This is a genomic window from Mesorhizobium sp. M0058 (assembly GCF_040323095.1).
GTDB lineage: Bacteria > Pseudomonadota > Alphaproteobacteria > Rhizobiales > Rhizobiaceae > Mesorhizobium.
The window spans coordinates 394667-419654 of record NZ_JAMYUQ010000003.1 but is presented as its reverse complement, the minus strand read 5'-3'; the positions used below and the strand labels follow the sequence as shown (position 1 = coordinate 419654).

Sequence of the window (24988 nt, the reverse complement as noted above, 5' to 3'; positions counted from 1 at the left end):
GCGTTAGCCCTGGGCCATGCGGCCGGGATTGAGGATGGCCTTGGGATCGAACTCGGCCTTGAGCCTAGCCGACAGGGCGGCCAGATGCGGCGCCTGTGGCTCGAACACCGGCACGGCGGCGCGATGCGCGGGCGCGGCGCGCACCAGCGTCGCGTGGCCGCCGCCATGTTTTCTGATCAGCCCGCGCAGCAGGGCGGCCTCGGGATCGCCCTCCTCCATGCGCAGCCAGACCAGCCCACCCTGCCAGTCGTAAAAGGCGCTGACGCCGATCTGCATGCGCAGCGTCAGTACCATCTGGTGGGCCTGGGACGGCGCCATCGAAACGCGCCAGACCGGCTTTTCACTGCCGTCGGCGAAGGGAGCGCAATCCCTGATATCACGCCAAAGGGCATGCGAGGCCTCGCCGGCAATGTCCTGCAACGGGCCGGCATTTTTCAGCAGGGTTTTCAGTGCCTCGATGCGATAGGCGACCGAAGGGCCGAACCCTTCGACGCGCAGCAGCGTCGCGGCGTCAGTGCCGAGCGCGCCGTCGGCGACACGCGCGGCGATCCGCTCCGGCAGATGCGCGGCGCTCGACACTTCGGCGCTGGAGCCGAGCGCCAGCGCCATGGCGGCGGCCGCCGCATCGTCGAGCAGGCCACGCACGGCAAGCGTGACCTCGGTCTCGGCCGCCGGCAACACCTTGAAGGTGACGTCGGTGAACACGGCCAGCGTCCCCCAGCTGTTGGCCATCAGCTTCGACAGGTCGTAGCCGGTGACATTCTTGACGACGCGGCCGCCGGACTTGAAAGCCTCGCCGCGGCCGGCAACGGCGTTGATGCCGAGGATGTGGTCGCGCGCGGCGCCCGCCTTCAGCCGGCGCGGGCCGGACAGGTTCGCGGCAAGCACACCGCCGATCGTGCCTCTTCCCTTGATGCCGCCGAACAATGGGCCGTAGTCCATCGGCTCGAAAGCAAGTTGCTGGCCGTTTTCGGCGAGTAGGCTTTCTATATCGGAAAGCGGTGTGCCGGCCTTCGCCGACAGCACCAGTTCGGCCGGCTCGTAGAGCGTGACGCCGGTGAGTTTTGAGAGATCGAGCGTGTGCTCGGTTTGCGATGGCCGACCGATGCCGCGCTTGGAGCCGTGGCCGATGGTCTCCAGCGGCGATTCCTCCGCAGCCGCCCATTGGACGGTGGAGAGGACTTCGGTGGACGAGGTGGGAGTGAAGGTGGTCATGGCGACGCGCCGCTTGCGAGTGCAGAGACGTCGAGTTCCTTCGTGCCCCCCTCTGTCCTGCCGGACATCTCCCCCACTTGGGGGGAGATTAGCAGCTTTGGCGACCGCGCCTCTCTAGCAACGTCGAAGATTGGCGAAGGCAGAGATGACTGGTGATCTCCCCCCTTGTGGGGGAGATGTCCGGCAGGACAGAGGGGGGCGCGAAGGATCGCCGACGTGAGATATTCCGCCCCCATCAAAACCTCGGAATATCCGGAAACGCGACCTGCCCGCGATGCACATGCATGCGTCCAAGCTCCGCGCAGCGGCGCAGTTGCGGGAACACTTTTCCCGGGTTGAGCAGATGGTTGGGATCGAAGGCGCATTTGACGCGCATTTGTTGGTCGAGGTCGATCTGGTTGAACATCTCCGGCATCAAATCGCGCTTCTCGACGCCGACGCCGTGCTCGCCGGTCAAGACGCCGCCGACCTTGACGCAGAGCCGCAAGATGTCGGCGCCAAAACTTTCCGCCTTGTCGAGTTCGCCCGGCACGTTGGCGTCATAGAGGATCAGCGGATGCAGATTGCCGTCGCCGGCGTGGAAGACATTGGCGACGCCGAGGCCGTATTTCTCCGACAGTTCGCGCATGCCGGCGAGCACACCCGGCAATTCCTTGCGCGGGATGGTGCCATCCATGCAGTAATAGTCGGGCGAGATGCGGCCGACCGCCGGGAAGGCCGCCTTGCGACCGGCCCAGAAGCTCAGCCGCTCCTGTTCGGATTGCGAGACGCGGCATGTGGTGGAGCCGTTCCTGTAGGCGATCGCTTCGACGAGACCGATCAGGTGATCGACCTCGACGCCCGGCCCGTCGAGTTCGACGATCAGCAGCGCCTCGACATCAAGGGGATAGCCGGCGTGGACGAAATCTTCCGCGGCATGGATCGCCGGCCGGTCCATCATCTCCATGCCGCCAGGGATAATGCCGGCGCCGATGATGTCGGCGACGCATTGGCCGCCCTGCTCGCTGGTCGGAAAGCCGATCAGCAGAGCACGGGCCGTCTCTGGCTTTTTCAGGATGCGCACGGTGACCTCGGTGACGACGCCGAGCAGGCCTTCGGACCCCGTCATGACGCCGAGGAGATCATAGCCTTCCGAGTCCAGATGATTGCCGCCAAGCCGCACCACCTCGCCGTTCATCAGCACCATCTCAATGCCCAGCACATTGTTGGCGGTCAGGCCGTATTTCAGGCAGTGCACGCCGCCGGAATTTTCAGCGACATTGCCGCCGATCGAGCAGGCGATCTGGGAGGATGGATCGGGCGCATAGTAGAAGCCCTCCTGCTCGACGGCGGTGGTGATGCCGAGATTGGTGACGCCGGGCTGAGCGACGACGACGCGATCGGGATAGTCGATGGCAAGGATGCGGTTGAAGCGGCTCATGACCAGCAGCACGGCATCCTCGAGCGGCAACGCGCCGCCGGAGAGCGAGGTGCCGGAGCCGCGCGGCACGACACGGATGTTGCGGTCGTTGCAGTATTTCAGCACCCGCGACACCTGCGCCACCGTTTCCGGCAGCACCACGACCAGCGGCAATTGCCGGTAGGCGGTGAGACCGTCGCTTTCGAAGGCGCGCATTTCGTTGGTGGCGTCGACGACGCCCTCGCCCGGCACGATGATGCGCATATCGGCGACGATCTCTGCGCGCCTTCGCATCGTGGCGTCGTCTGGCTTGGGCATGACAAGGCCGGACATTGGCGGCGTCCTCCGCTTGGCTGGTAAAAATCTTTTACCAGTTACATCCGGATGTTGCAAACACCGCGTCGGGCAAAGAGCGTACTGCCAGCCTTCCGCAGCGGCAATCTGCCGCTATTCACCCTCCCCCTTGTGGGGAGGGTCGCGAACGCAGTGAGCGGGGTGGGGGTCCGCGCGACGAAGCTCTTTACGAGCACCCTCACCCCGATCCGCTATGCGGATCGACCCTCCCCACAAGGGGGAGGGTAAAGTGCGCTCCTACTCCCCCGGATGTTTCGCCGGCTCGGAGTGCATCCGCCTGACTCGCCGCACGCCCCACCAGACCAGCAGGATGGCGACCGGCACCGCGACGGCCGTGACGACTTCCGGTGCAAAGGCATGGCCGAAGATCGAGGCGCCCTTGGCGAGATAGGAGATCAGGCCGACGACATAGTAGGACACTGCCGCCACCGACAGGCCTTCCACCGTCTGCTGCAGCCGCAGTTGCAGCCGGGCACGGTTGTTCATCGACGCCAGCAGATCGCGGTTCTGCTTCTCGACCTCGACATCGACCCAGGTGCGCAGCAGCGTGGTGGCGCGGGTTAGTTTGCGCGACAGGTTGGCCTGGCGCTCCTCGACCGAACGGCAGGTGCGCATGGCGGGTGCCACCCGCCGCTGCAGGAAGCCGCCCCAAGTGTCGTAGCCGGGCACGGCTTCTTCGTCCAGCGCTTCCAGCCGCTCGACAACGATGCCGTCATAGGCGCGGCTGGCGCCGAAGCGATAGAGGCTGGAGGCGGCATCAGCCTCGAGTTCAGCGGCAAGCTCGGTCAGGTCGGCGAGCAGCGTCTGGCTGTCGCGGGTTTCAGCGACCTTCATTTCCAGCGTGGTCTGCGCCAGCCGGTCCTCGATGCGGCGGGCGCGGCCCGACAGCGTCAGCGCCAGCGGCAGGCCGAGCATGGCAAGCGTGCGATACGTCTCGACGTCGATCAGCCGCTGCGACAGCGCGCCGGTCCGCGCCGGCGTCAGGCCGCGATCAAGCACCAGGATGCGGGTCAGGCCGTCGCCGTCCTGGCGGAAATCGGTGACGATGGCCGCATTGCCGCGCTCGACCAGCGAATAGCAGAGGCTCGTCGGGTCGAAGGCCGCAATCAGCTTCTCGCTTGCCGGCGTCCATTTGCGGATCTCCAGCCTTATGCCTGAGATCACCGTTCCCGGCGGCGAGAACCCGTTGCCGAAAGGAGAATCCTCCTGCGCCCTGCCGCTTTCGGCAAGCGGCCCTTCCCAAAGATAGGTCGAGAATTCCGTATGCCGCTCCCAGCGCAGCGTACCCTTGCCCCACTTCATGGCGTGGTGGCGGGCATGACGGTCGGGCGCCGCGATGCCGAGGCGCCGCGACAGTTCGGAGAGCACGGCCATGTCGACGCTGGAGCCGCCCTCGGTCATGAAGGCGAGTTGCACAAGCACGCGCGGCTTCTCGATCAGCGGATGCGGCCGGGCATGGACCTCGCCGATCGCGCCGGGCCGTCCCTCATGCGCGGGAAAGCCCATCACGCTGCCCTGGGCGCGCGGCTGGAATTCGAGGTTGGACGTCTCGTCCGACACGGTGGTCCCCCTGTTCTCGACCCTTCGTGTGATGGCGTCCTCTAAAGGCAATCCATGAGGCGCGTAAACACCAAAGTCTAGCATCGTAGGTCCTGCCGGCGCGACGCGCAGACCGACCCGATTGGGCAAATTGGATAAATAATTTGACCAGTTGGCGACGCTGGCTTTATCTTGCGCGACGCCGGTTCAATTTCCCAGGCCCCCGTTGAGCGATATTTTCTCCAGGATCGAGCATTCGCGCACCGCCGACGAGGTGGTGCAGCAGATCGAAAGCCTGATCCTTGAAGGCGTGCTGCGCACCGGCGACCGGCTGCCGGGCGAGCGCGAGCTGGCGCGCCAGTTCGACGTGTCGCGGCCGATCCTGCGCGATGCGCTGAAGGCGCTGGAAGGGCGCGGGCTGCTGATCACCAAGGCCGGCGGCGGCACCCATGTCGCCGACGTCATCGGCCAGTTGTTCACCAAGCCGGTGACCGACCTCATCTCGATGCACCGCAAGGCGGTGACCGACTATCTGGAATACCGCCGCGAGATCGAAGGTGTTGCGGCCGAATATGCGGCGCGGCGCGCGACAGCGGACGACATTGCGCTGCTCGACCGCATCGTGGCGCGCATGGACGAGGCGCACCGCACCGGCGATTTCGACGACGAGGCGGAAATCGACGTCGAGTTCCACCATGCTGTGTGCGAATGCGCGCACAACATCATCCTCTTGCACACGCTGCGCTCCTGCTACCGGCTGCTGTCTGAAGGCGTGTTCCAGAACCGGCTTCTGGTGTTCAGCGTGCCCGGAGCGCGCGAGGCGCTGCTGGCCCAGCACGGCGCGATCTACAAAGCCGTGAAGGCCGGCGATCCCTCAGCTGCCCGCCAAGCGGCGATGGACCATATCTCCTATGTCGAGCGCTCGATGCTCGAGGCCGAACGCAGCGGCGACTGGCAGCGCGTGTCGCGGCTCAGGCTTAAGCAGCGCTCCGACGCCGACGACGGCTTCAAGACGACTGGCTAACGAGGAACCACCATGAGCGACATCCTCACCATTGCCGATCTCAAGGACCTGGCGCGCCGGCGGGTGCCGAAGATGTTCTTCGACTATGCCGATTCCGGCGCCTGGACCGAAAGCACCTACCGCGCCAACGAAGAGGACTTCCAGAAGATAAAATTCCGTCAGCGCGTACTGGTCGACATGAGCAACCGCTCGCTGGAATCGACCATGATCGGCGAGAAAGTGGCGATGCCGGTGGCGCTTGCCCCAACTGGAATGACCGGCATGCAGCATGCCGATGGCGAGATGCTGGCCGCGCAGGCGGCAGAGGAATTCGGCGTGCCGTTCACGCTGTCGACGATGAGCATCTGCTCGATCGAGGATGTCGCGTCGGTGACCAAGAAGCCGTTCTGGTTCCAGCTCTACGTGCTTCGCGACAAGGATTTCGTGCTCGACCTGATCGACAGGGCGAAGGCTGCAAAATGCTCGGCGCTGGTGTTGACGCTCGACCTGCAGATCTTGGGGCAGCGCCACAAGGATGTCCGCAACGGGCTGTCGGCGCCGCCCAAGATGACGCTGGCCAACATTGCCAACATCGCCATGCGGCCACGCTGGCTGATGGGCATTGCCGGCACCAAGCGCCGCACCTTCCGCAACATTGTCGGCCATGCCAAGGGCGTCGGCGACGTCGCTTCGCTGACATCGTGGACGACGGAGCAGTTCGACCCGCATCTGTCGTGGAAGGATGTCGCCTGGATCAAGGAACGTTGGGGCGGCAAGCTGATCCTGAAAGGCATTCTCGACAAGGAGGACGCGCTGATGGCGGTCGAGACCGGCGCCGACGCCATCATCGTTTCCAACCATGGCGGGCGCCAGCTCGACGGCGCATCGTCGTCAATCATGGCGCTGGAAGAGATCGCCGATGCCGTCGGCGACAGGATCGAGGTGCATATGGACGGCGGCATCCGCTCGGGCCAGGACGTGCTGAAGGCGCTTTGCCTCGGCGCCAAGGGCACCTATATCGGCCGCCCGTTCCTGTACGGATTGGGCGCTATGGGCAAGCAAGGCGTGACCCTGGCGCTGGACATCATCCGCAAGGAGATGGACATCACGCTGGCACTGTGCGGCAAGCGGCTGGTGACCGACATGGGCAAGGACCAGTTGCGGCGCTAGGGTCTTGTTCACCGATTAGACCCTAGCCTCGCTGGATCACGGAGACGAAGCCGCCTTGACCGAGACCGGCATCCACTACCTCGACGCGCGCGCACCCGATGGCATGCGCCTCTATGCGATCGGCGACGTGCATGGCCGGCTCGATCTGCTCGCCGCCATGCATCGCCGCATCGAGAGCGAACTCGAATACAAGCCGACCAGCGATTGGCGCGTCATCCACCTCGGCGACTATGTCGACCGCGGACCAGAGTCCAAGGGCGTCATAGACTTCCTGATCGAGGCACAGAAACGCGATCCGCGGCATCTGATGCTCGCCGGCAACCACGATATCGGCTTCCTCGACTTTCTCGACGAGCCTGACCCGGAAGGGCTGTTCATCCGTTATGGCGGCGTGCAGACGGCACAATCCTATGGTGTCGACTTAGCGGGACACGCAAGCTGGTTCGGCAAGGCCGAGGCGTTACGGCGGGGACACCAGGCACTGGTCAATGCTGTACCGCAAGCCCATGTCGACTTCCTGCGGTCGCTGCAATTGTCACTGATATCAGGTGATTTCTTCTTATGCCATGCCGGCGTCAGGCCTGACGTGCCGCTGGCGAGCCAGAGCCCGCAGGATCTGGTCTGGATCCGCGACGTCTTCCACAACCATCCAGGGCTTTACCCGAAGGTGATCGTGCACGGCCACACACCGGTGCCGCAGGCGGAGGTGATGCCGAACCGCGTCAATGTCGACACACTCGCCTGGCAGTCAGGCATGCTCAGCGCGCTCGCCGTGGACGGCGCGGACAAGCGTATCCTGACTGTGCAGGGAAAAGCGTTTTAGCGAAGCGCGGCGGTGACGCCGTAGCCGTCGACGGCCTGATGGTTGTTGGCTGCATCGGCGGAATAAATGCCGAGACCGCACAAAACGATGGCAGACAGCATGACAAAGGACAGAAGCGCTGCTTTCACGGACGTCATCTCTAGTTGAGCTTCCTGCATCTGGGCACGAGGCGGTTACCAATGGGTTGAAACCGAGAATTCGTCTCAAAGTTTCGACGATTTCGCGCTTGTAGGTCGATTCTGTATCGGCGGTGTGTCGCGCGGATCACACAGAAGGTTCATCGCGGTTGCATTGCCGTTGCATAGCGCGCGCCTTGTAGGATAGCGTTCGGCCACAAACCAAGGACGAAAGAAGTTGTCCCCGGCAGATTCCCCGCCGCGTGCCAATTATGCAACGGATAGAGCGGTTCGCCGCTACGGCGAACCGCTCTATCTTTTTATCTGACGCAATTCCGGACGGAAAACCGCTTCACACTTTTCCTGGAATTGCTGACTGCGCGCGGCCAGTCTCAGATCGTCGCCACCCAGGCGCGGGCAATGGCCAAGCCCGCGGCGTCGGCCTCGGGGCCGTTGCGTGCCATTTCGCTGTCGAGGCGATCCTGCCAGTCGGGATGGCGATCGGCAATCAGCGGCGCGAAGGATGTGCTCCAGTCCCTCACCATCGGCTGGTCGGCCTCGAAATGGAACTGGAAGCCGTAGACGGCGCGGCCGATACGGAACGCCTGGTTCTCGGCAATTTCGCTGCCGGCAAGCCGCACCGCATTTGACGGCAGCGCGAAAGTGTCGTCGTGCCATTCGAAGATGGGGAAATCCTGGGGAAGTGCGCCAAGCACCGGATCGGTTCTGGCGTCCGGCGTCAGCGATACCTTGTGCCAGCCGAATTCCGAGGCGCCGCCGATCTGGTTCTCACCGCCGAAAGAGCGGGCAACCAACTGGCTGCCTAGGCAGATACCGAGAACCGAGCGATCCTTGGCGGCGAAATCGCGGGTCAGTTCGAGCAGCACCGGGAAATACGGGTAGTCATCGTCGGCCAGCGCATTCTGGCCGCCGCCCAGCATCACCATGGCATCGTGTCCGGTCGCGTCGTCCGGCAGCGCATCGCCCTTGTAGGGCCGGCGCAGGTCGAGATCGGCGCCGGCTTCGGCGAGCGCGGCACCAACCTGGCCAAGGCCGGTGTTGTCGTAGTTCTGGACCACCAGCACCCGCATCGCAAAACCCTGCTGACATGAAATGACGCGACGAGCGATATCATGTCGCCAGCATTGCAGCCAAGATGCGTATTCGGGAGAGAGCTATGCCACTGCAGAACCGGGTCGATCCGTTCGGCGCCATCCATGCCATATCCGAGCGCGGCCTGTTCACCGGCAATCGCGGCATCATCCACGATCCTGAGACCAAGACGCTGCTGAAAAAGCGTTGGGCCTTGCCGGCCTGGATCATCTGCGTCTGCCAATTCCGCAATGTGCGGCGCGAGCCGATGGGCAGGAATCGGCCGGGCGGCAGGGCCGGCTGGACCGAGTTGTTCTTCCTCGACGAGGTGACGGCGCTGGCCGCCGGGCACCGTCCCTGTTTCTATTGCCGGCGTGAGCGAGCCACGGATTTTGTCGGGCGTTTCGGCAAAGTCTTCGGTGTAAACGAACCGCGCGCGCCAATGGTGGACAAGCGGCTGCACAAGGAGCGGCTGGCTTCGGGCGGCAAGCCACCTGATGTCACCATGGGAGAGCTTGCCGAATTGCCGGACGGAGCGATGATCGCGGATGGCGGCTCGGCCTATGCGCTGCGCGGCGGCAACGCGCTGCCCTGGTCGTTCGCAGGCTATGGCGATGCGGCGGCCTTCGACAGCCTTGCCGGCCGTTCGCTGCGCCTGCTCACACCGGCCACGACCGTTTCGGTGCTGCGGCACGGTTTTGAACCGGTGTGGCATCGTTCCGCCGAGACTTGACGCCAGGCACCGCCTCGCCCATTCCTCGGCGATGCGCGCCAATTACAAGATGCAGCGGCTGTTCTTGGCCGACGATCTCGCAGCCGACATCGAATTCGATGCCGGCCAGCAGCAAAGCCATTACCTCATGCATGTGCTGCGGCTGGGCGAAGGCGCCGAGATTCTGGTCTTCAACGGCCGCGACGGCGAGTGGTCGGCGGCGATCGCTTCGAAGTCGAAGAAGGCGGTGCGGCTGAGAGTGCTCAGCCAACAGCGGCCGCAACCGCCTTTGCCCGATCTAGTTTATTGCTTCGCGCCGCTGAAGCAGGGGCGGCTCGACTATCTCGTGCAGAAGGCGGTGGAGATGGGCGCCGGCATCCTGCAGCCGGTGATCACCCAGCACACGCAATTGGCAAAACCCTCCATCGACCGGCTGCGCGCCAATGTCGTCGAGGCGGCCGAGCAATGCGGCATACTGGCGGTGCCGGAAGTGCGCGAGGCCGAGAAATTCGAGCGCCTGCTCTCCGGCTGGGACAAGGAACGCCGGCTTATCTTCTGCGACGAGGATGCCTCGACCAACAATCCACTGCCAGCGCTGCAGGGGTTGAGGGAAAAGAAACTGGCGCTGATGGTCGGACCGGAAGGCGGCTTTTCCGACGAGGAACGCAAGATGCTGCGGGCGCTCCCCTTCGTCACCGCCATCCCGCTCGGACCGCGCATCCTGCGCGCCGATACGGCAGCGGTGGCGGCGCTTGCGGTGATGCAGGCGACGGTCGGAGACTGGTAAGAAGCGTAAAGATCAATTCCTGTTGACCTGTGGCTCAGGATTTTTCGCTTGATCGGCTGCTGACATTTCGTCCATTTAGCGCCGGCGGGCTCCGAGAGCCGCAGAGGGGGCCCCATGGCGCGCGACACAACCGATTTCCGGGCAATCGAAGGCATCGACGAACTGGTCGAGCATCTGGCCGAAGGCAACAAGCCGCGCGACAAGTGGCGCATCGGGACCGAGCACGAGAAGTTCCCCTTCTATGTCGACGGGAACGCGCCGGTGCCCTATGGCGGCGAGCGCGGCATCCGCGCCATCCTCGAAGGCATGCAGCAAAAGCTCGGCTGGGACCCGATCATCGATGACGGCCGCATCATCGGCCTGGTCGAGCCGACCGGACAGGGCGCGATCTCGCTGGAGCCTGGTGGCCAGTTCGAGCTGTCGGGCGCGCCGCTGGAAACGATCCACCAGACCTGTCGCGAGGGCAATGCGCATCTGGCGCAGGTCCGCGAGATCGCCGAGCCGATGGGCATCCGCTTTCTCGGCCTCGGCGGCAGCCCGAAATGGTCGCTGGCCGAGACGCCGAAAATGCCGAAATCGCGCTACGAAATCATGACCCGCTACATGCCCAAGGTCGGCACCAAGGGTCTCGACATGATGTATCGCACCTGCACCATCCAGGTGAACCTCGACTTCGAAAGCGAAGCCGACATGCGCCGCAAGATGCAGGTGTCGCTGAAGCTGCAGCCACTGTCGACGGCGCTGTTTGCCAACTCGCCCTTCACCGACAGCCGGCCGAACGGGCTGCAGAGCTGGCGCGGCGACATCTGGCGCGACACCGACAACCAGCGCTCGGGCCTGCTCGAATTCTGCTTCTCGCCCGAGTTCGGCTTTGCCGACTATGTCGAATGGGCGCTCGACGTGCCGATGTATTTCGTCATCCGCGACGGCCACTATCACGACATGACGCACATCACCTTCCGCCGGTTCATGGCCGGCGCTGCCCGCAATGAAGTACCAGACGGACTGCCGACCATGGGCGACTGGGCGAACCATCTGTCGACGCTGTTCCCCGACGTCAGGCTGAAGCGCTTCCTCGAAATGCGCGGCGCCGATGGCGGGCCGTGGCGCCGCATCTGCGCACTGCCGGCCTTCTGGGTCGGGCTGCTCTATGACGAGGCCGCGCTCGACGCCGCCGAGGCGCTGACTTCGAGCTGGACGTATGAAGAAACGCTGGCGATGCGCAATGCGGTGCCGGAACAAGGCATTTCCGCGCCGTTCCGCAACACGACGCTGCGTGAGATCGGCCGCGATGTAATGACGATTTCGCGCCTTGGGCTGAAAAATCGCGGCAGGAAGAACCGCGACGGCTATGACGAGACCTCGTTCCTCAACACGCTGGACGAAGTCGTGGCGCGCGGTACCACCAGTGCCGAGGAAATGCTGTCGGCCTACCACACGCGCTGGGGCGGCTCGATCGAGCCGGTGTTCATGGAATATGCGTATTAGCGTCGCGCCTTGAGCAGCGGCAAAAGCCGCTTCAATCGAACATCGAAACGAACTAGGTTCTCCCTCGAGGATTTCCCGGAGGAGAAACCGATGCCTACCTTGTTCGACATATTGGCGCAGGCGCAGAACGGCAACGGCATGCAGGCGCTTGCCCAGCAGTACGGGCTTTCCATGCAGCAGACGCAGGCGGCTGTCGCCGCTCTGCTGCCGGCCTTCTCGCAAGGGTTGCAACGCAACACCGCCGATCCCTATGGGCTAGGCGCCTTCATGACGGCGATGGCGAGCGGCCAGCACGCGAAATATTTCGAGGACGCGACCAGGGCTTTCTCACCGCAAGGCGTCAATGAGGGCAATGGCATTCTGGGTCATCTGTTCGGCTCGAAGGAGCTGTCGCGCGCGGTGGCCAGCCAGGCCGCGCAGGCGACCGGCGTCAGCCAGCAGATCCTGCAGCAGATGCTGCCGGCCATCGCTTCGATGGTGATGGGCGGATTGTTCAAGCAGACGACAAACCAGTTGACCGGGGGTCAGATGCAGGCCGCCGGTGGCTTCGGCGGCGGCAGCAATCCGCTCGGCGAGATCATCGAACAGATGATGCGGCAGGCGGGCGGCGGGGCACAGCCTCCGCCGCAGCCAGCACCCAATCCTTACGGTGAGAACCCGCTGGGCAAAGTGCTGCAGGACATGTTCGGCGGCGGCGCCCAACAGCCGCAAAGCCAGCCGCAACAGGCGCCCAACTCCTATGGCGACAATCCGCTGGGCAAGGTGCTGCAGGACATGTTCGGCGGTGGCGCGGCACAGCAACCGCAGGGCCGGCCGCAGCAGCCAACACAGCCGCAACAGACGCAGAGCCCTTACGGCGACAACCCGCTGGGCAAGATTTTTGAAGAGATGATGCGGCAAGGCGGTGGTGGCGGCTTCGGCCTGCCCGGTGGGCAGCCGGCGCCGCAGCAGCCGCAAGCACCCCAGCCGCGACAGGCACCGCAGGAGCGCGAGGCGCCGCAACCGCAGGCCAATCCGAGCGGCAGGCCACGCAATCCGTTCGACGATATTTTCGGCAAGATGTTCGAGACCGGCGCCCAGCAGCGCGACGACTATCAGAAGGGCGTGGAAACGATCTTCGACCAGTTCAAGCGGGACATGGACCGGCGGTAGTTGGCGGTAGTTGGGCGCTGACCTTCGCGGCTTCGGAGCAAGGAACGAAGCGAGCGGCGCAGACCGCACGATGACGACGGAGCTTTAAAAGAAAAGCCCGGTCCTGGAGGAGGACCGGGCCAGTGTGCAGGCTGGCCGGCGGGGAACCGGCAGGGAGTGGGGAGCCTGCTATACTCGTTGGTCGCAGCGAGCCTGAGAAAGGTTCACGGCAACCGAAACAATGCGCCCGATATCACGCTATCTGGCGGGCGAGATCTTCGATCGTATCGGCACGATCGCTCGCAATCGCACGCAGCTTCACGGTCGGATCGGCGCCGAACGGCACATCGATGGCGACATGGAGGTCCGAGCGCGTCAGGCCGATATCGGCGAGTTCGGCGTCCGACATCTCGCCAAGGCGATAGAAGGCGCGGCGATTTTTCCAGGCCTGGTAGGCATTGAGAAGAGTGTTGGCCACGCGCGTCGCAACGGCCGGACGCGAGGTGATGCGCGAGGTCTCGGTGGCGAAATCAAACGTGGTCATGTCGGTCTCCTTCAGACTCGAACTGGACAAGACCAGGCGATCGGCGCTGGGGACAGCGGCCGTTCCGGTCTCGATTCACATGCTTTCATGTGGACAATGTGAATTTGCCACGCACCGATTGATTAATCCAACGAATGTTTCTAATCTTTAGCATCAACGCTAGTGATGGATTGGACCGATGAAAGCGCCACTCGATCTCGACCAGTTGCAGACCTTCATCTCGATTGCCGATACCGGCAGCTTCACCCGCGCGGCCGAGGAAGTGCTGCGCACGCAATCGGCGGTGTCGATGCAGATGCGCCGGCTGGAAGAGCGGATCGGCAAGCCGCTGTTCGAAAAGGACGGCCGCACCAACAGGCTGACCGAGGAAGGCGACAAGCTGCTCTCCTACGCGCGCCGCCTGCTCTATCTCAACCGCGAAACGCTGGCCGCCTTCGATGACCAGCGGCTCGAAGGCACCATCCGAATCGGCACCCCCGACGACTATGCCGACCGGTTCCTGCCCGAGATCATGGCGCGCTTCACGCGCTCCAACCCACGCGTCGAGCTGACCGTGATCTGCGAGCCGACACCAGGCTTGGTCGAGCATATCAAGCGCGGCAATCTCGATCTTGCGCTGGTGACGCACAACGATACGCGCGGCCAGTCGGAAGTGGTGCGGCGCGAGCCGCTGCTATGGGTGACCTCGGCCAACCATGCCACGCACGAACAGGAAGTGCTGCCGATGGCCTTCGGCCGGCCGAACTGCATCTGGCGGCGCGCCGCCGTCGATGTGCTCGACCGGCAAAACCGCGACTATCGAATCCTGTTCACCAGCTTCTCGGCCACCGTCATCACCGCCGCGGTGCTGTCGGGGCTGGCGATCTCGGTGCTGCCGGAATGCGCGCTGCGGCCCGGCATGCGAGTGCTGGGCGAAGCCGACGGTTTTGGCGCCCTGCCCGACTGCCGCATCGGCATCATGCGCGGCCAGACCTCGCGTCCCGAAATCGTCGACGCTCTGGCCCGGCACATCTCGGAAAGCCTCGACAATATTTCCGTGCCGCTCGGCGAAGAAACGGGAAGCTTCGATTTCGCCTCGCTCGCCTTCGCCAAGATGAAGCGGGGCAAGCCGAACCAGATCCTGCCTGGCTGGTAGGAACGATCAGGCCGACGCTGCCGCCTCCGTCGTTGCGTTGGCCGACGACAGGCCGGGCAGCGCCACCAATTGCGCCGGCTCCAGCGGCGGCGACAAGAGGTAGCCCTGCAGCTGCTGGCAGCCCATGGCGACCAGCAGCGCCTTTTGCACCTCGGTCTCTACGCCCTCGGCGGTGACCTCGACCTTGAGCGCGCCGGCGAGATCGATCAGCGCCTTGACGATGGCGCCCGAATTGCCGTCGCCGTCGAGAAGCCGCACGAAGGAGCGGTCGATCTTGAGCTTGTCGATGGCATGGCGGCGCAGATAGCTCAGCGACGAATAGCCGGTGCCGAAATCGTCGAGCACAATGCCGACGCCCGACTGGCGCAAGGCTGCCAGAGCCGCTCTGGTGGTGTCGTTGTTTTCCAGGAGAACGTTTTCGGTGATTTCGAGCTGCAGGCGCTTCGGCGCCAGTCCGGTTTCGGCGAGGATCGAGGCAACCTCTTCGGCAAAGCCGGCGTCGCGCAATTGCAGCGGCGAGACATTGACGGCGAGCCACGGCAGTTTGGTCTTCACGGCGAAGCGGCAGGCTTCCAGCAGGGCCCATGCGCCGAGCTGCCCGATCATGCCGCGTTCCTCGGCGATGGCGATGAACTGCGCCGCCGGCAGTGCGCCATGGACCTCATGCGCCCAGCGGATCAGCGCCTCGGCGCCGACAATGGTCTTGCCATCGCTGGCAAAGACCGGCTGGTAGGCGAGCTTGATACCGGTGCCGCCATTCAGCGCGCTGCGCAGCTCGCTCTCGACCTTGCGCTTGCGCAGCAAAAGGTCGTCCATGTCGCCGGCGAAGACCTGGTAGCGGCCACGGCCGTTCTTCTTGGCTTCGTAGAGCGCGATGTCGGCCTTGCGCAGCAGATCGTCTGCATCGGCATCAGGGCCTGTCGACAAGGCTATGCCGATGCTGGCGCTGATAAAGACCTGATCGTCCATCAGTTTGAACGGCTCCTGCAGTTTCTGCAGCACCCTCTCGGAAATATCCTCTGCGTTCCTGACGTCGCGGACATCGATCAGGATTACCGCGAATTCGTCGCCACCCAGCCTTGCCACCGTGTCGACGTCGCGAACAGCATGGTGAAGCCTGGCCGCCGTCTGGCGCACGAGTTCGTCGCCTGCCGGGTGACCAAGCGTGTCGTTGACATGCTTGAAGCGATCTAGATCGAGATAAAGCAGCGCGACCTTGCTTTCATTGCCGGAGGTAAGCAAGGCACGCCGCAGCCTGTCCTCGAACAGTGCCCGGTTGGGCAGGCCGGTGAGCGTGTCGTGAAAGGCGAGATATTGCGCCTGGGCCTGGCTGGTCTGCAGCGCCGATGACGCACGGCGCAGACGCCGGAGCAGAAAGGCGAGCACGCTCGCCGCAACCAGCGCGGCCAGAGCCAGGGCCGGGCTGGCCTTGCCCACCAGCGTCAGGCCGGGCCGTTCCTGGTCCCAGGCAATATAGCCGAGGATGACACCCTGTTTGTCGATAAGCGGAATGGCAGCCGAGCCAAGCGGCTGAGCCATCGGCAGGAGATGCGCCCCCGCCAGAAGATATTTCTGCGCGATCTTGCCGATCACCGCGTCGTTGATGAACTCTATGGAGACATGCAGATATTCGCTGCCGGATGCCTGGGTGACGCGATCCGAACTCGGCACCAGAGGCATGACGCTGAGTATGGCAGGCTGACCGCCAAGCGAGACCAGATCGTCGGCAACGAATTTTGCGCCGGCCTGGCTTGCGTCCTTGCTCATCATCTGGCGCAACCTGGCGATTGTCGGCCGCAAAGCGGGTTCGTCCTCGCCAAAGACGGCAGGCGACACGACCTTCCCTTCGCGCATGGCGTGGACCGGCCGGTTGGCGTCGTCCAGCACATAGACCCGGTTGTGGCCGTAATACGAGGACATCCAGACGCTGAGATTCTCTGCCATCCAGGTCTGGTTGCCGGCCTTGGCGTTGATAACGGAATCATCCCAGACGGCGACGCTTTCCTGCTCGCGCTTTACCGCGGCGATCTGGTCCTGCAGGCCGTTGGCCAGGAAAACCTTCTGCCGCTCGAGCGAGACCCGGTCGGCCTGCATGGTGGCGTAAAGGCCGAAGCCGACAACGATGGCCAGTGCAAAAACGGCAAGCGTCAGCACCGTCAGGGTGACCTGGAACGTCAACGGGCTGCGTTGTCTGCGGGCGCTCATGCGTCCTCCTTGGCCCAGAGTCAATCAGGACAGGCTTAAGATCAAGTTATGGAATCTTGACGCGGAGCGACAACAGCCGCTCAATCGGCCGATGAGCGACGCAGAATCCGAATCACGAACCAATGCCACCGAATACACGGTGAGCGAGATTTCCGGCGCGCTGAAGCGCACGGTCGAGGATGTCTTCGGCCATGTGCGGGTGCGCGGCGAAATTTCCGGCTATCGCGGGCCGCACTCTTCCGGCCATGCCTATTTCACCCTGAAGGACGACCGCGCGCGGCTCGATGCCGTGGTCTGGAAAGGCACGATGAGCCGGCTGAAATTCCGTCCCGAAGAGGGGATGGAGGTGATCGCCACCGGCAAACTCACCACCTATCCCGGCAAATCCAACTACCAGATCGTCATCGACAATCTAGAACCCGCCGGCGCCGGGGCGCTGATGGCGCTTTTGGAAGAGCGCAAGCGGCGACTGCAGGCCGAAGGACTTTTCGATGCCGGCCGCAAGCGGCGGCTGCCGTTCATGCCGCGCACCATCGGCGTCGTCACCTCGCCGACCGGATCGGTGATCCGTGACATCATCCATCGCATCAAGGACCGCTTTCCGCTGCATGTGCTGGTCTGGCCGGTAAGAGTGCAGGGCGAGACGGCGGGGGCGGAAGTGACGGCGGCCGTCAACGGCTTCAACGCGCTGGCCTGGGATGGAGCGATCGTGCCGCCCGACCTTCTGATCGTGGCGCGCGGCGGCGGCAGCCTCGAGGACCTCTGGGGGTTCAACGATGAAGGGCTGGCGCGCGCCGTCGCCGCCTCGCGCATCCCGGTGATTTCGGCCGTCGGGCACGAGACCGACTGGACCTTGATCGATCTCGTCGCCGACATGCGGGCACCCACGCCGACAGGTGCGGCGGAGATCGCGGTGCCGGTGAAAGCGGACCTCGAAGCGACACTAGCCAGTCTTGGCGCACGGCTCAAAGCAGCCACCTTGCGCAATTTCGAACGCAAGCGGCAGGCCTCGCGTGCGGCCGCCCGCGCGCTGCCCTCGCCCGACCAGTTGCTGGCGCTGCCGCGACGGCGGCTGGACGAGGCGGCCAGCCGGCTTAGCCGGGGGCTGATGGTCTCCACCGAAAGAAAGCAAGCTCGGTTCTTCGCCGTGAAGCTCACTCCGGCAACGCTGTCGCGGCGAATTGCCGAGGCGCGACGCACCAACGACCGCAACCTTTTGCGCGCCCAGGGGGCGCTGCGCGCATTGGCGAGAGCCCGGCGCGCGGAGTTGAATCGTGCGGCGGATCAGTTGCCAAAATGTGCGAAAGCATCCCTGCAACGGCACAGGCAGCAACTGGCTTTGCTGCAAGGCCGCATTACGATCGAGCCAACGGCACGGCGGCAAACCGTGCAGAGGGATCTTCTGACAGCTTTGACGAGACGAGGCACGCAAGCGGTACTGCTCAGGCTGGAGCGACTGCGCGGCCGCATCGTCCAATCCGAGAGGCTGATGGCAACGCTGTCGCACAAGGCTGTGCTGGCCCGCGGCTTCGCGCTGGTCAAGGATGCCGGCGGCGCGGTGATCAAACTGGCAGTTGATGTGGCGCCGGGCGCTGGCCTGCAGCTGGAGTTCGCCGACGGCATCGTAAATGCAGTCGCGACCGGCGACGCCGAGCGGGTGCAGGCCGTTGCCAAACCAGCGGCCACGCCGCCCGCCAGCAAACCCGCCGCAAAGCCGACGGCCAGCAAACCGAAAGAGCCGGGCAATCAGGGCTCGCTTTTTTAGAGGACCGCATGACCGGACATGACCCGCATCTTCAAACGCCGGCGGGCAAGCCGCGCGCGCGTGCTTTCGGCATTACCTTCGAGGGCACGCCGGGCGGCTTCAACGCCATCACCGATGTGCCCGGCGTATCGGTCGGCTATGCGACGCTGATTTCCGGCGAGGGTCTGCTCGAGGTTGGCACGGGGCCGGTGCGCACCGGCGTCACCGCCATCCTGCCGCGGCCGTCGGCTGAGCTCGCCACGCCGGTGTTTGCCGGTGTCTTCAGCCAGAACGGCAATGGCGAGTTGACGGGGTCGCACATTATCGAGGAAGTCGGCGCCTTCAACCTGCCGGTCACCATCACCAACACGCATTCCTGCGGCGTTACCCGCGACGGCACGCTGCGCTGGATGCAACGCGTGCTGCCGGCGGCGCTCGACAGCGGCTGGGGCCTGCCGGTTGCGGCGGAGACCTATGATGGTTTCCTCAACGACATCAACGGTCATCACGTCGGCTTCGAAGATGTCGAAGCCGCGCTCGACGGTGCCGCCGGTGGAGCGATCGAGGAAGGCAGTGTCGGCGGCGGCACCGGCATGATTGCCTTTGGCTTCAAGGCCGGCTCGGGCACGGCATCGCGCATCGTCGAGTGGCAGGGCATCAGGCATACGGTCGGCGTATTCGTGCAGGCGAATTTCGGCAAGCGGCGCAATTTCACACTGCGCGGCGCCCGCGTCGGGCCCGATCTGGTAGAGCCGGCGATGCGCGAAGGCACGCCGCGTGCCGAAAAGGGCTCGATCATCGCCATCGTCGCCACCGATGCGCCATTTCTGCCGCACCAGATGAAGCGGCTGGCAAAGCGCGTGCCGCTCGGCATCGCCATGACAGGCGGCTTCGGCTACCACAGTTCGGGCGACATTTTTCTGGCCTTCACCACCGCCAATCCGCAAGCAGCACTTGCACCGTCGGGACGAACCGCAAACGCCGCTTACATCCCGGACGTCGATATCGATCCGTTCTTCGATGCGGTGGCGCAAGGCGTAGAGGAGGCGATCCTCAATGCAATGGTCGCCAATGAGGATATGAGCGGACGCGACGGCAATTTCGTGCCGGCGCTGCCGAAGGCCTGGCTGAAAGATCGATTTGGATAGAGGACAAGGCCTGGCGGGCCTGTTGCGTCACGGCTTGGCCGCGTTGCTCTGGTCGGCCTCGGCCGCCTCTTCGAGCCGCGATGCGATCAGTTCCTGGATGTCGCCGACTTCTTCCTGGATATCTTCCAGCGGAATGCCGACCTCAGCGGCCTTGGCCGCGCACTCCTTGGCGAGGGTCTCGGCCTGCTTCTCGATCTTTACCGGCGAGTGCTGGCAGTGGACCTTTTCACCGATCCATCCGCGCAAGAACTCGATCGCATGTTCACTCATACTGCTTTTCCCTGGCGGCTATGCCGGTTGGTAACCGTAAACGTCCGCACCCGGTAAAGGATGCATGCTGCCATTCGAACCGAGTCGGCTTCGCCCGGCAAGTTGATCTTGTCGGAGGTCCGAAGAGCCGAATGAAGGGAAGGGTTCAATGAGCACGTTCTGATTGTTTGATAGAGTGGTACGTTGGCCGGGATCGGCTTCGGCTCTATGCTATTGTTCTTACGATCTTTTCCTGCTGTCGACGGCCGATTTGTATCACAATAGGGATCACAACGCGTAACACATTTTCTGCTGCTTCGTGGTACACCGCCACAGCTACACGGTCGAAGCCGCCGCTATATAGTGACATCATTATGCGATGTCGACTCTATCAGCCATCCTGCTTCTTTCCGCCGCGCTGTGTCAAACGTCATCCCCGTCCAGTATGGAGATCGGATGGCCCCGGAGGGCGTATGAAGATGTTGATTTTATTGCGTTTCGTGGGCCAAAATCAGAAAGCTCTCGTCAGCGTCACCCCGCTCGACTGCCTCCGCCACACTCAGCGCCTCCGACGTCGATTCCTTGCACGTAAGGCGCGGGCCGGATGAACGACAACATTGGCGCTTTGGCAGCGCGCTCCTGCTAAGGACGATGTCTCGATGCAACAAGCTCTGCCTTTCGCTGCGCCGTCTCCAGACCGATTGAGATGAAGGCGCGCGCATGCCGGGCCAATTCCATATTGTCGGACCACAGATTGCGCCAGATCGCCGTCTTCCGTGACAGGTTCTCGTCGACGATCTTCGACGAGAAGGATTCAAAGCTGAGGTCGTCCCTATAGCCGATCGCGGTCAGCGCATCGAAGATGGCGGCAAAGTCGATATTGCCGGTGCCGAGGAAACCGCGATGGCTCTCGCCGATATGGACATAACCGATCTTGTCAGCGGCATGGCGGATAGCCAGTCCGACATCGGCCTCCTCGATGTTCATGTGGAAGGTATCGAGATGCAGGAAGATGTTGTCGGAGCCGGTGTCCGCGATGAAGGCCAGGCCTTGTGAAGCGGTGTTGAGAAGATTGCTTTCGAAGCGATTGACGATCTCCAGATTGAGCGTGACGCCGGCGGCCTTGGCCGTCTCCGCAACCTTCGCAAGTGTACCCGCGCTGCGGTTCCACTGATCGCGCGTCGGCGCCTGCGTCTGCAAGCCGTGGCTGGTACTGAGGATGCCGCCAATCTTCTGGCCGCCGAGATCGCGGGTGAGCGCGATCGTCTCGTTGAGGATCTCGACGCCGCGCGCGGCAACCGCCTTGTCGGCACTCGAAATGTCGCCGTCGGCCGGCAGGCCGATGCTGATCGCCACGCCAAGCTTGAGGTCGGCGATGCGCCTGGCCAGCCCGCCAACGTCGACATTGGCGGGGTCAAGATAGGAGAACTCGATCAGGTCGAAACCGGCCTCCTTGGTGTTGGCCAGCGTCCGTTCGAGGTCGCCTTGCGCCGAACTCGCCGACCAGACGAAGGAATGAATACCGATGCGCGACATGATCGTCTCCCGTTTCTGGAATTGAGTTGCGGCCGGGTTGCCCCGGCCGCATCGGCCTTGGGAGGCTTAGCGGGCTGCGGTCCAGCCCTTGTAGTCTTTCAGGTTCTCGGCCGTGATCAGCTTCGGGTCGAGCAGCACGGTCGGCTCCGCCGGCTTCTTGCCGGCAAGCAGCTCAGCCGCCATCGTCAGCGACTGGCCAGCCATCACGTAGGGATCCTGCGAAGCCGAGGCCTTGATCATCGAGGTGCCGGAAGCGAGTTCCTTCTCGATATCGGGAGCGCCATCCACTGCGGTGAAGATGAACTCCGAGCGATTGAGCTGCTTGGCCGCAAGCTGGGCGCCGATCGCCGTCGGATCGTTGATGGCAAACACCGCATCGATCTTGTCGAAGCGGGTGAGCAGCGACTGGAAGACCTTCAGGCCGCCGTCGCGCGAGCCTTCGGCATTCTGGTCGTCGGAGAGGATCTTGATGTCGGGGTGTTTTGCAAGGACGTCTTTGCAGCCCTTCACCCGCTCCAGGATCGACGACGACGCCGGGCCGTTGAGGATAACGTAGTCGCCCTTGCCGCCGGTGTGGTCGACCAGATACTGGCAGGCCTCTTCGCCGGCCTTGACGTTGTTGGTCATCACGGTGACGTCGGCGCCTGGCGCCGAGACGTCGAAGGCGGCAACGACGATGCCCGCTGCTTGCGCCTTCTTCACCGCCGGGCCGATCGCCTTGGCATCGACCGCATTGAGCATGATCACGTCGACCCCGGCGGCGATGAAGGAATCGACCTGAGAGACCTGCTTGTTGAGGTCGTAGTCGGCCGACACTGAGGTTACCTCGACCTTCGGGTTGATCTTCTTGGCTGCGTCCTCGATGCCCTTGATGGTGGCGACGAAGAAGGGGTTGCCGAGCAGGCCGACCGAGATGCCGACCTTGTTGAGGTCCTTGGCCGATGCGGGCGCGATGGCGGCGGCCGCGAGTGCGACGCCGCAGAGCAGTTTAGCGATGGTCTTCATTGCTTTCCTCCAATTGCCCCGCGCCTCTCACGGTGCGTTACACAAACCGGTCGTTTACGCCGGCGACCAAGGTCAATCACGTTCTCGCTCCTGCCTGGAGCCTGTAGCGGTCGAGGGCGACTGCCACGATGATGACCAATCCCTTGATGATGTACTGCCAGATGTCCGAGACACCGGCCAAGATGAGCCCGTTGGATAGCACCGCTATGATCAGGCCACCGATCAGCGTACCCCAGATCGAGCCGACGCCGCCGACGAAGCTGGTGCCGCCGAGAATGACCGCGGCAATGGCGTCGAGTTCGTAAGACTGCCCAAGCTGCAGCCCGTTGGCCGCATAGAGCCGGGCCGCTGACATGGCGCCGCCAAGGCCGGCCAGCAGGCCGGAAACGCCATAGACAAAGAGCAGCACCAGCGGCACCTTGATGCCGGTCAGCCGCGCCGCTTCGGCATTGCCGCCGACGGCATAGATCCAGGTGCCGAGCACGGTGCGCTTGAGCACCAGCCAGGACAGCACCACGACCGACAAGGCGATGATGACCAGCCAGGGAACGCCGAACAGCGCACCGTTGCCGATGAAGTCGAACGGCAGGTCCGAGTTGAACACCGTGGTGTCCTGGCCGAGCAGGCGGGCGACGCCGCGCACAGCGGTCAGCGACCCCAGCGTGACGATGAAGGGCGGCAGTCTGATATAGGCGATCAGCAGCCCGTTGATGACGCCGAAGCCGAGGCCGACGAGAATGGCCGCCGGCACGCCCAGCAGTCCCCAATCAGGCACCAGCGACACCATCACCGCCACCATCGCCGAGGCGGCAAGTATCGAGCCGACGGACAGGTCGATCCCGCCGGTCAGGATGACGAAGGTCATGCCCGCTGCCAGCACAATGTTGATCGACGATTGCTGCATGACGATCAGCAAATTGGTCTGGGTGAAGAAGCGCGCGTTCATCAACTGAAAGCCGACCGCCAGCAGGATCAGGATCGGCAGCATGCCAAGGGCGGCGAAGGCGGTGCGCAACCGCCGGCTCCTGCCGACAGCCTGGCCACTGATCTCGGTCGCCTTGTCGGTCATCCCTTGGCCGCTCCCGTTGCAAGTTCCATAATTGCTTCCTGGCGCAGCGGCTGGTCTTTGGACGCCGTAACCTCGCCGGCAATCGTGCCGTCGCGCATTACCAGCACGCGGTCGGCAACGCCGATCACCTCCGGCAGTTCGCTGGAGATCATCAGGATGGCGATGCCCTTTTTGGCGAGATTGTCGATCAGCCGGTAGATTTCCGACTTCGCTCCGACATCGACGCCGCGCGTCGGTTCATCCAGGATGACCACTTGCGGCTCGGTCTCGAGCAGGCGGGCAAGCAACACTTTCTGCTGGTTGCCGCCCGACAGCGAACCCGCATTGGCCTGTACCGACCTGGTGCGGATGGAGAGATCCGAAACGGCCGTGGCAGCACGTCTCTCGGCGGCTTTGAAATCCCGCAAGCCGCCGGGCCGCGCATCCCTGGCCAGCACGCCCATGCTGATGTTGTCGGATATCGACATGTCGAGGAACAGGCCGAGCTCCTTGCGGTCCTCGGTGAGATAGGCGATGCCGGCATTCAGTGCCTCGCTTGGCGAGCCGATGGTTACGGGCTTGCCGTCGAGTTCCAGCGTGCCGGCGATGCGTCTGTCGGCGCCGAAGATCAGTCGCGCGAGTTCGGTGCGGCCCGAGCCGACAAGGCCAGCCAGAGCCAGTACCTCGCCCTTGTGCAATTCGAAGGAGCAGTTCTTCAGGAGATTGCCGTCCGCCATGCCGCGCACCGACAAGGCGACCGCGCGCTTGCTGTCCGGCGGGCGATGATCCTTCCTGTAAAAAGCGGACAGGTCGCGGCCAACCATCATCGAGACGAGGCGCGAGGCGTTCAGCTCGGCGCGCTCGAGTGTGCCGACATAGCCGCTGTCGCGCAGCACGCTGACACGGTCGGCCAACTGGTAGACCTCTTCCATGCGGTGGCTGATGTAGATGATGGCGATGCCTTGCGACTTCAGCGTCGCGATGACCTCGAACAGACGGTCGGTCTCGCGCGAGGTCAGAGAGGTGGTTGGCTCGTCCATGACGATGATGCGCGCGCTGGTCGAAAGCGCGCGGGCGATTTCGACCAGCTGACGCTCGCCGAGCGACAGGCTGGAAACCTGGGCCCGTGCGGAGAAGGACACGCCGAGACGCTTGATGATCTCATTGCTGCGCCGGTAGCATTGGTCGCGGTCGACGATGCCGAAACGCCTCGGCTCATTGCCGAGGAAGATGTTCTGCGCGACCGTCAGGTTGGGCGCCAGCGACAGTTCCTGATAGATAACCGCAATGCCGTGAGCCCGCGCCTTGATCGGGTCGCCGGTGGCGACCGGCACGCCGTCGATCAGTATCTCGCCGCCGGCATCAGGCCGATAGGCGCCGGACAGCACCTTCATCAAAGTCGACTTGCCAGCACCGTTTTCACCCATCAGCGCATGGACTTCGCCGGCATGGACGGTCAGCGACACGTCCTGCAGGGCGCGGACTGGCCCGAACGTCTTCGAGATGTGCCGCATTTCCAGCACTGGCTGGCGCGTGACTTCGGCC

22 protein-coding genes are annotated in these 24988 nt (G+C 63.9%); 10 read left to right on the top strand and 12 right to left on the bottom strand.

The features are described from left to right. Positions 1-3: 3 nt before the first annotated feature. From NKJ75_RS07355 to NKJ75_RS07345, 3 genes are all read right to left on the bottom strand, one after another. The gene (locus NKJ75_RS07355) at positions 4-1215 is read right to left on the bottom strand and encodes an FAD-binding protein (protein WP_023732344.1); all 1212 of its coding nucleotides are present in this window, start codon (positions 1213-1215) and stop codon (positions 4-6) included. Between the two features lie 235 nt (positions 1216-1450). Then, positions 1451-2947, bottom strand: coding sequence for an FAD-linked oxidase C-terminal domain-containing protein (locus NKJ75_RS07350; RefSeq protein WP_023686828.1), 1497 nt, complete (start codon positions 2945-2947; stop codon positions 1451-1453). Positions 2948-3205: 258 nt separating this feature from the next. Then, a complete protein-coding gene (locus NKJ75_RS07345; protein WP_023727715.1) occupies positions 3206-4528 on the bottom strand; it encodes a DUF3422 family protein in 1323 nt (440 codons plus the stop codon). Positions 4529-4733: 205 nt separating this feature from the next. Between NKJ75_RS07345 and NKJ75_RS07340 the strand changes: the two genes are divergently transcribed. The 3 genes from NKJ75_RS07340 to NKJ75_RS07330 are packed head-to-tail and all read left to right on the top strand — an operon-like array spanning position 4734 to position 7503. Continuing rightward, entirely contained in the window at positions 4734-5531 is a 798-nt protein-coding gene (locus NKJ75_RS07340) for an FCD domain-containing protein (RefSeq protein WP_023692349.1), read from the top strand. Between the two features lie 12 nt (positions 5532-5543). Next, positions 5544-6680, top strand: coding sequence for an alpha-hydroxy acid oxidase (locus NKJ75_RS07335; RefSeq protein WP_023745710.1), 1137 nt, complete (start codon positions 5544-5546; stop codon positions 6678-6680). A gap of 55 nt (positions 6681-6735) precedes the next feature. Beyond that, positions 6736-7503, top strand: a complete 768-nt coding sequence (locus tag NKJ75_RS07330) for a metallophosphoesterase family protein (RefSeq protein ID WP_023681837.1) — start codon at positions 6736-6738, stop codon at positions 7501-7503. Here NKJ75_RS07330 and NKJ75_RS07325 read toward each other — a convergent pair. Together NKJ75_RS07325 and NKJ75_RS07320 are read right to left on the bottom strand one after the other, a co-directional pair. Further along, positions 7500-7640: a hypothetical protein gene (locus tag NKJ75_RS07325; protein ID WP_006206855.1), complete on the bottom strand. Its 141-nt coding sequence runs from the start codon at positions 7638-7640 to the stop codon at positions 7500-7502. The genes NKJ75_RS07330 and NKJ75_RS07325 overlap by 4 nt on opposite strands. A 371-nt stretch (positions 7641-8011) precedes the next feature. Continuing rightward, positions 8012-8710, bottom strand: a complete 699-nt coding sequence (locus NKJ75_RS07320) for a type 1 glutamine amidotransferase (RefSeq protein ID WP_023681838.1) — start codon at positions 8708-8710, stop codon at positions 8012-8014. Between the two features lie 86 nt (positions 8711-8796). Here NKJ75_RS07320 and NKJ75_RS07315 point away from each other — a divergent pair, with 86 nt between their 5' ends. The 4 genes from NKJ75_RS07315 to NKJ75_RS07300 all read left to right on the top strand — a co-directional run bounded on the left by NKJ75_RS07315 (position 8797) and on the right by NKJ75_RS07300 (position 12850). Then, entirely contained in the window at positions 8797-9444 is a 648-nt protein-coding gene (locus tag NKJ75_RS07315; RefSeq protein WP_023692351.1) for a hypothetical protein, read from the top strand. 31 nt (positions 9445-9475) lie between these two features. Beyond that, positions 9476-10210, top strand: coding sequence for a 16S rRNA (uracil(1498)-N(3))-methyltransferase (locus NKJ75_RS07310; protein WP_023745711.1), 735 nt, complete (start codon positions 9476-9478; stop codon positions 10208-10210). Between the two features lie 114 nt (positions 10211-10324). Beyond that, positions 10325-11698 (top strand): glutamate--cysteine ligase, encoded by a 1374-nt coding sequence (locus NKJ75_RS07305; protein WP_023692353.1) that lies wholly within the window; start codon positions 10325-10327, stop codon positions 11696-11698. A gap of 90 nt (positions 11699-11788) precedes the next feature. Beyond that, the gene (locus tag NKJ75_RS07300) at positions 11789-12850 is read left to right on the top strand and encodes a DUF937 domain-containing protein (RefSeq protein ID WP_023692354.1); all 1062 of its coding nucleotides are present in this window, start codon (positions 11789-11791) and stop codon (positions 12848-12850) included. A gap of 232 nt (positions 12851-13082) precedes the next feature. On the opposite strand, the gene NKJ75_RS07295 is transcribed toward NKJ75_RS07300, so the two are convergent. Then, positions 13083-13373, bottom strand: a complete 291-nt coding sequence (locus tag NKJ75_RS07295) for a DUF1127 domain-containing protein (protein WP_023692355.1) — start codon at positions 13371-13373, stop codon at positions 13083-13085. Positions 13374-13551: 178 nt separating this feature from the next. Here NKJ75_RS07295 and NKJ75_RS07290 point away from each other — a divergent pair, with 178 nt between their 5' ends. Continuing rightward, positions 13552-14508: a LysR substrate-binding domain-containing protein gene (locus NKJ75_RS07290; RefSeq protein WP_023692356.1), complete on the top strand. Its 957-nt coding sequence runs from the start codon at positions 13552-13554 to the stop codon at positions 14506-14508. Positions 14509-14514: 6 nt separating this feature from the next. Here NKJ75_RS07290 and NKJ75_RS07285 read toward each other — a convergent pair whose 3' ends face one another. Then, on the bottom strand, positions 14515-16713 hold the full coding sequence (locus tag NKJ75_RS07285) for a bifunctional diguanylate cyclase/phosphodiesterase (RefSeq protein ID WP_023827913.1): 2199 nt from the start codon (positions 16711-16713) through the stop codon (positions 14515-14517). Positions 16714-16804: 91 nt separating this feature from the next. Here NKJ75_RS07285 and xseA point away from each other — a divergent pair, with 91 nt between their 5' ends. Beyond that, the gene (gene xseA / locus NKJ75_RS07280; RefSeq protein WP_023727722.1) at positions 16805-18478 is read left to right on the top strand and encodes an exodeoxyribonuclease VII large subunit; all 1674 of its coding nucleotides are present in this window, start codon (positions 16805-16807) and stop codon (positions 18476-18478) included. Between the two features lie 8 nt (positions 18479-18486). After that, a complete protein-coding gene (locus NKJ75_RS07275; protein ID WP_023727723.1) occupies positions 18487-19605 on the top strand; it encodes a DmpA family aminopeptidase in 1119 nt (372 codons plus the stop codon). A 27-nt stretch (positions 19606-19632) separates the two neighbouring features. Here the strand turns inward: NKJ75_RS07275 and NKJ75_RS07270 are convergent, their stop codons facing one another. The 5 genes from NKJ75_RS07270 to NKJ75_RS07250 form a co-directional block, all read right to left on the bottom strand. Continuing rightward, the gene (locus NKJ75_RS07270) at positions 19633-19875 is read right to left on the bottom strand and encodes a DUF768 domain-containing protein (RefSeq protein ID WP_023670565.1); all 243 of its coding nucleotides are present in this window, start codon (positions 19873-19875) and stop codon (positions 19633-19635) included. Positions 19876-20496: 621 nt separating this feature from the next. Further along, entirely contained in the window at positions 20497-21390 is an 894-nt protein-coding gene (locus NKJ75_RS07265) for a sugar phosphate isomerase/epimerase family protein (protein WP_023707957.1), read from the bottom strand. A gap of 66 nt (positions 21391-21456) precedes the next feature. Further along, complete coding sequence (locus NKJ75_RS07260; protein ID WP_023670567.1) at positions 21457-22395, bottom strand: ABC transporter substrate-binding protein; 939 nt, start codon at positions 22393-22395, stop codon at positions 21457-21459. A gap of 76 nt (positions 22396-22471) precedes the next feature. Beyond that, a complete protein-coding gene (locus tag NKJ75_RS07255) occupies positions 22472-23464 on the bottom strand; it encodes an ABC transporter permease subunit (RefSeq protein ID WP_023745714.1) in 993 nt (330 codons plus the stop codon). Beyond that, a complete protein-coding gene (locus NKJ75_RS07250; protein ID WP_050592391.1) occupies positions 23461-24957 on the bottom strand; it encodes a sugar ABC transporter ATP-binding protein in 1497 nt (498 codons plus the stop codon). Before NKJ75_RS07250 ends, NKJ75_RS07255 begins: the two co-directional genes overlap by 4 nt. Between the last annotated feature and the right edge of the window lie 31 nt (positions 24958-24988).

What these genes read in the sequence shown, in the direction of transcription:
- NKJ75_RS07355 (WP_023732344.1), bottom strand. Translation starts at nt 1,215, where the DNA reads ATGACCACCTTCACTCCCACCTCGTCCACCGAAGTCCTCTCCACCGTC.
- NKJ75_RS07315 (WP_023692351.1), top strand. Translation starts at nt 8,797, where the DNA reads ATGCCACTGCAGAACCGGGTCGATCCGTTCGGCGCCATCCATGCCATA.
- NKJ75_RS07265 (WP_023707957.1), bottom strand. Translation starts at nt 21,390, where the DNA reads ATGTCGCGCATCGGTATTCATTCCTTCGTCTGGTCGGCGAGTTCGGCG.
- NKJ75_RS07335 (WP_023745710.1), top strand. Translation starts at nt 5,544, where the DNA reads ATGAGCGACATCCTCACCATTGCCGATCTCAAGGACCTGGCGCGCCGG.
- NKJ75_RS07250 (WP_050592391.1), bottom strand. Translation starts at nt 24,957, where the DNA reads ATGCGGCACATCTCGAAGACGTTCGGGCCAGTCCGCGCCCTGCAGGAC.
- NKJ75_RS07290 (WP_023692356.1), top strand. Translation starts at nt 13,552, where the DNA reads ATGAAAGCGCCACTCGATCTCGACCAGTTGCAGACCTTCATCTCGATT.
- NKJ75_RS07275 (WP_023727723.1), top strand. Translation starts at nt 18,487, where the DNA reads ATGACCGGACATGACCCGCATCTTCAAACGCCGGCGGGCAAGCCGCGC.
- NKJ75_RS07310 (WP_023745711.1), top strand. Translation starts at nt 9,476, where the DNA reads ATGCGCGCCAATTACAAGATGCAGCGGCTGTTCTTGGCCGACGATCTC.
- NKJ75_RS07350 (WP_023686828.1), bottom strand. Translation starts at nt 2,947, where the DNA reads ATGTCCGGCCTTGTCATGCCCAAGCCAGACGACGCCACGATGCGAAGG.
- NKJ75_RS07255 (WP_023745714.1), bottom strand. Translation starts at nt 23,464, where the DNA reads ATGACCGACAAGGCGACCGAGATCAGTGGCCAGGCTGTCGGCAGGAGC.
- NKJ75_RS07325 (WP_006206855.1), bottom strand. Translation starts at nt 7,640, where the DNA reads ATGACGTCCGTGAAAGCAGCGCTTCTGTCCTTTGTCATGCTGTCTGCC.
- NKJ75_RS07320 (WP_023681838.1), bottom strand. Translation starts at nt 8,710, where the DNA reads ATGCGGGTGCTGGTGGTCCAGAACTACGACAACACCGGCCTTGGCCAG.
- NKJ75_RS07270 (WP_023670565.1), bottom strand. Translation starts at nt 19,875, where the DNA reads ATGAGTGAACATGCGATCGAGTTCTTGCGCGGATGGATCGGTGAAAAG.
- NKJ75_RS07295 (WP_023692355.1), bottom strand. Translation starts at nt 13,373, where the DNA reads ATGACCACGTTTGATTTCGCCACCGAGACCTCGCGCATCACCTCGCGT.
- NKJ75_RS07305 (WP_023692353.1), top strand. Translation starts at nt 10,325, where the DNA reads ATGGCGCGCGACACAACCGATTTCCGGGCAATCGAAGGCATCGACGAA.
- NKJ75_RS07300 (WP_023692354.1), top strand. Translation starts at nt 11,789, where the DNA reads ATGCCTACCTTGTTCGACATATTGGCGCAGGCGCAGAACGGCAACGGC.
- NKJ75_RS07260 (WP_023670567.1), bottom strand. Translation starts at nt 22,395, where the DNA reads ATGAAGACCATCGCTAAACTGCTCTGCGGCGTCGCACTCGCGGCCGCC.
- xseA (WP_023727722.1), top strand. Translation starts at nt 16,805, where the DNA reads ATGAGCGACGCAGAATCCGAATCACGAACCAATGCCACCGAATACACG.
- NKJ75_RS07285 (WP_023827913.1), bottom strand. Translation starts at nt 16,713, where the DNA reads ATGAGCGCCCGCAGACAACGCAGCCCGTTGACGTTCCAGGTCACCCTG.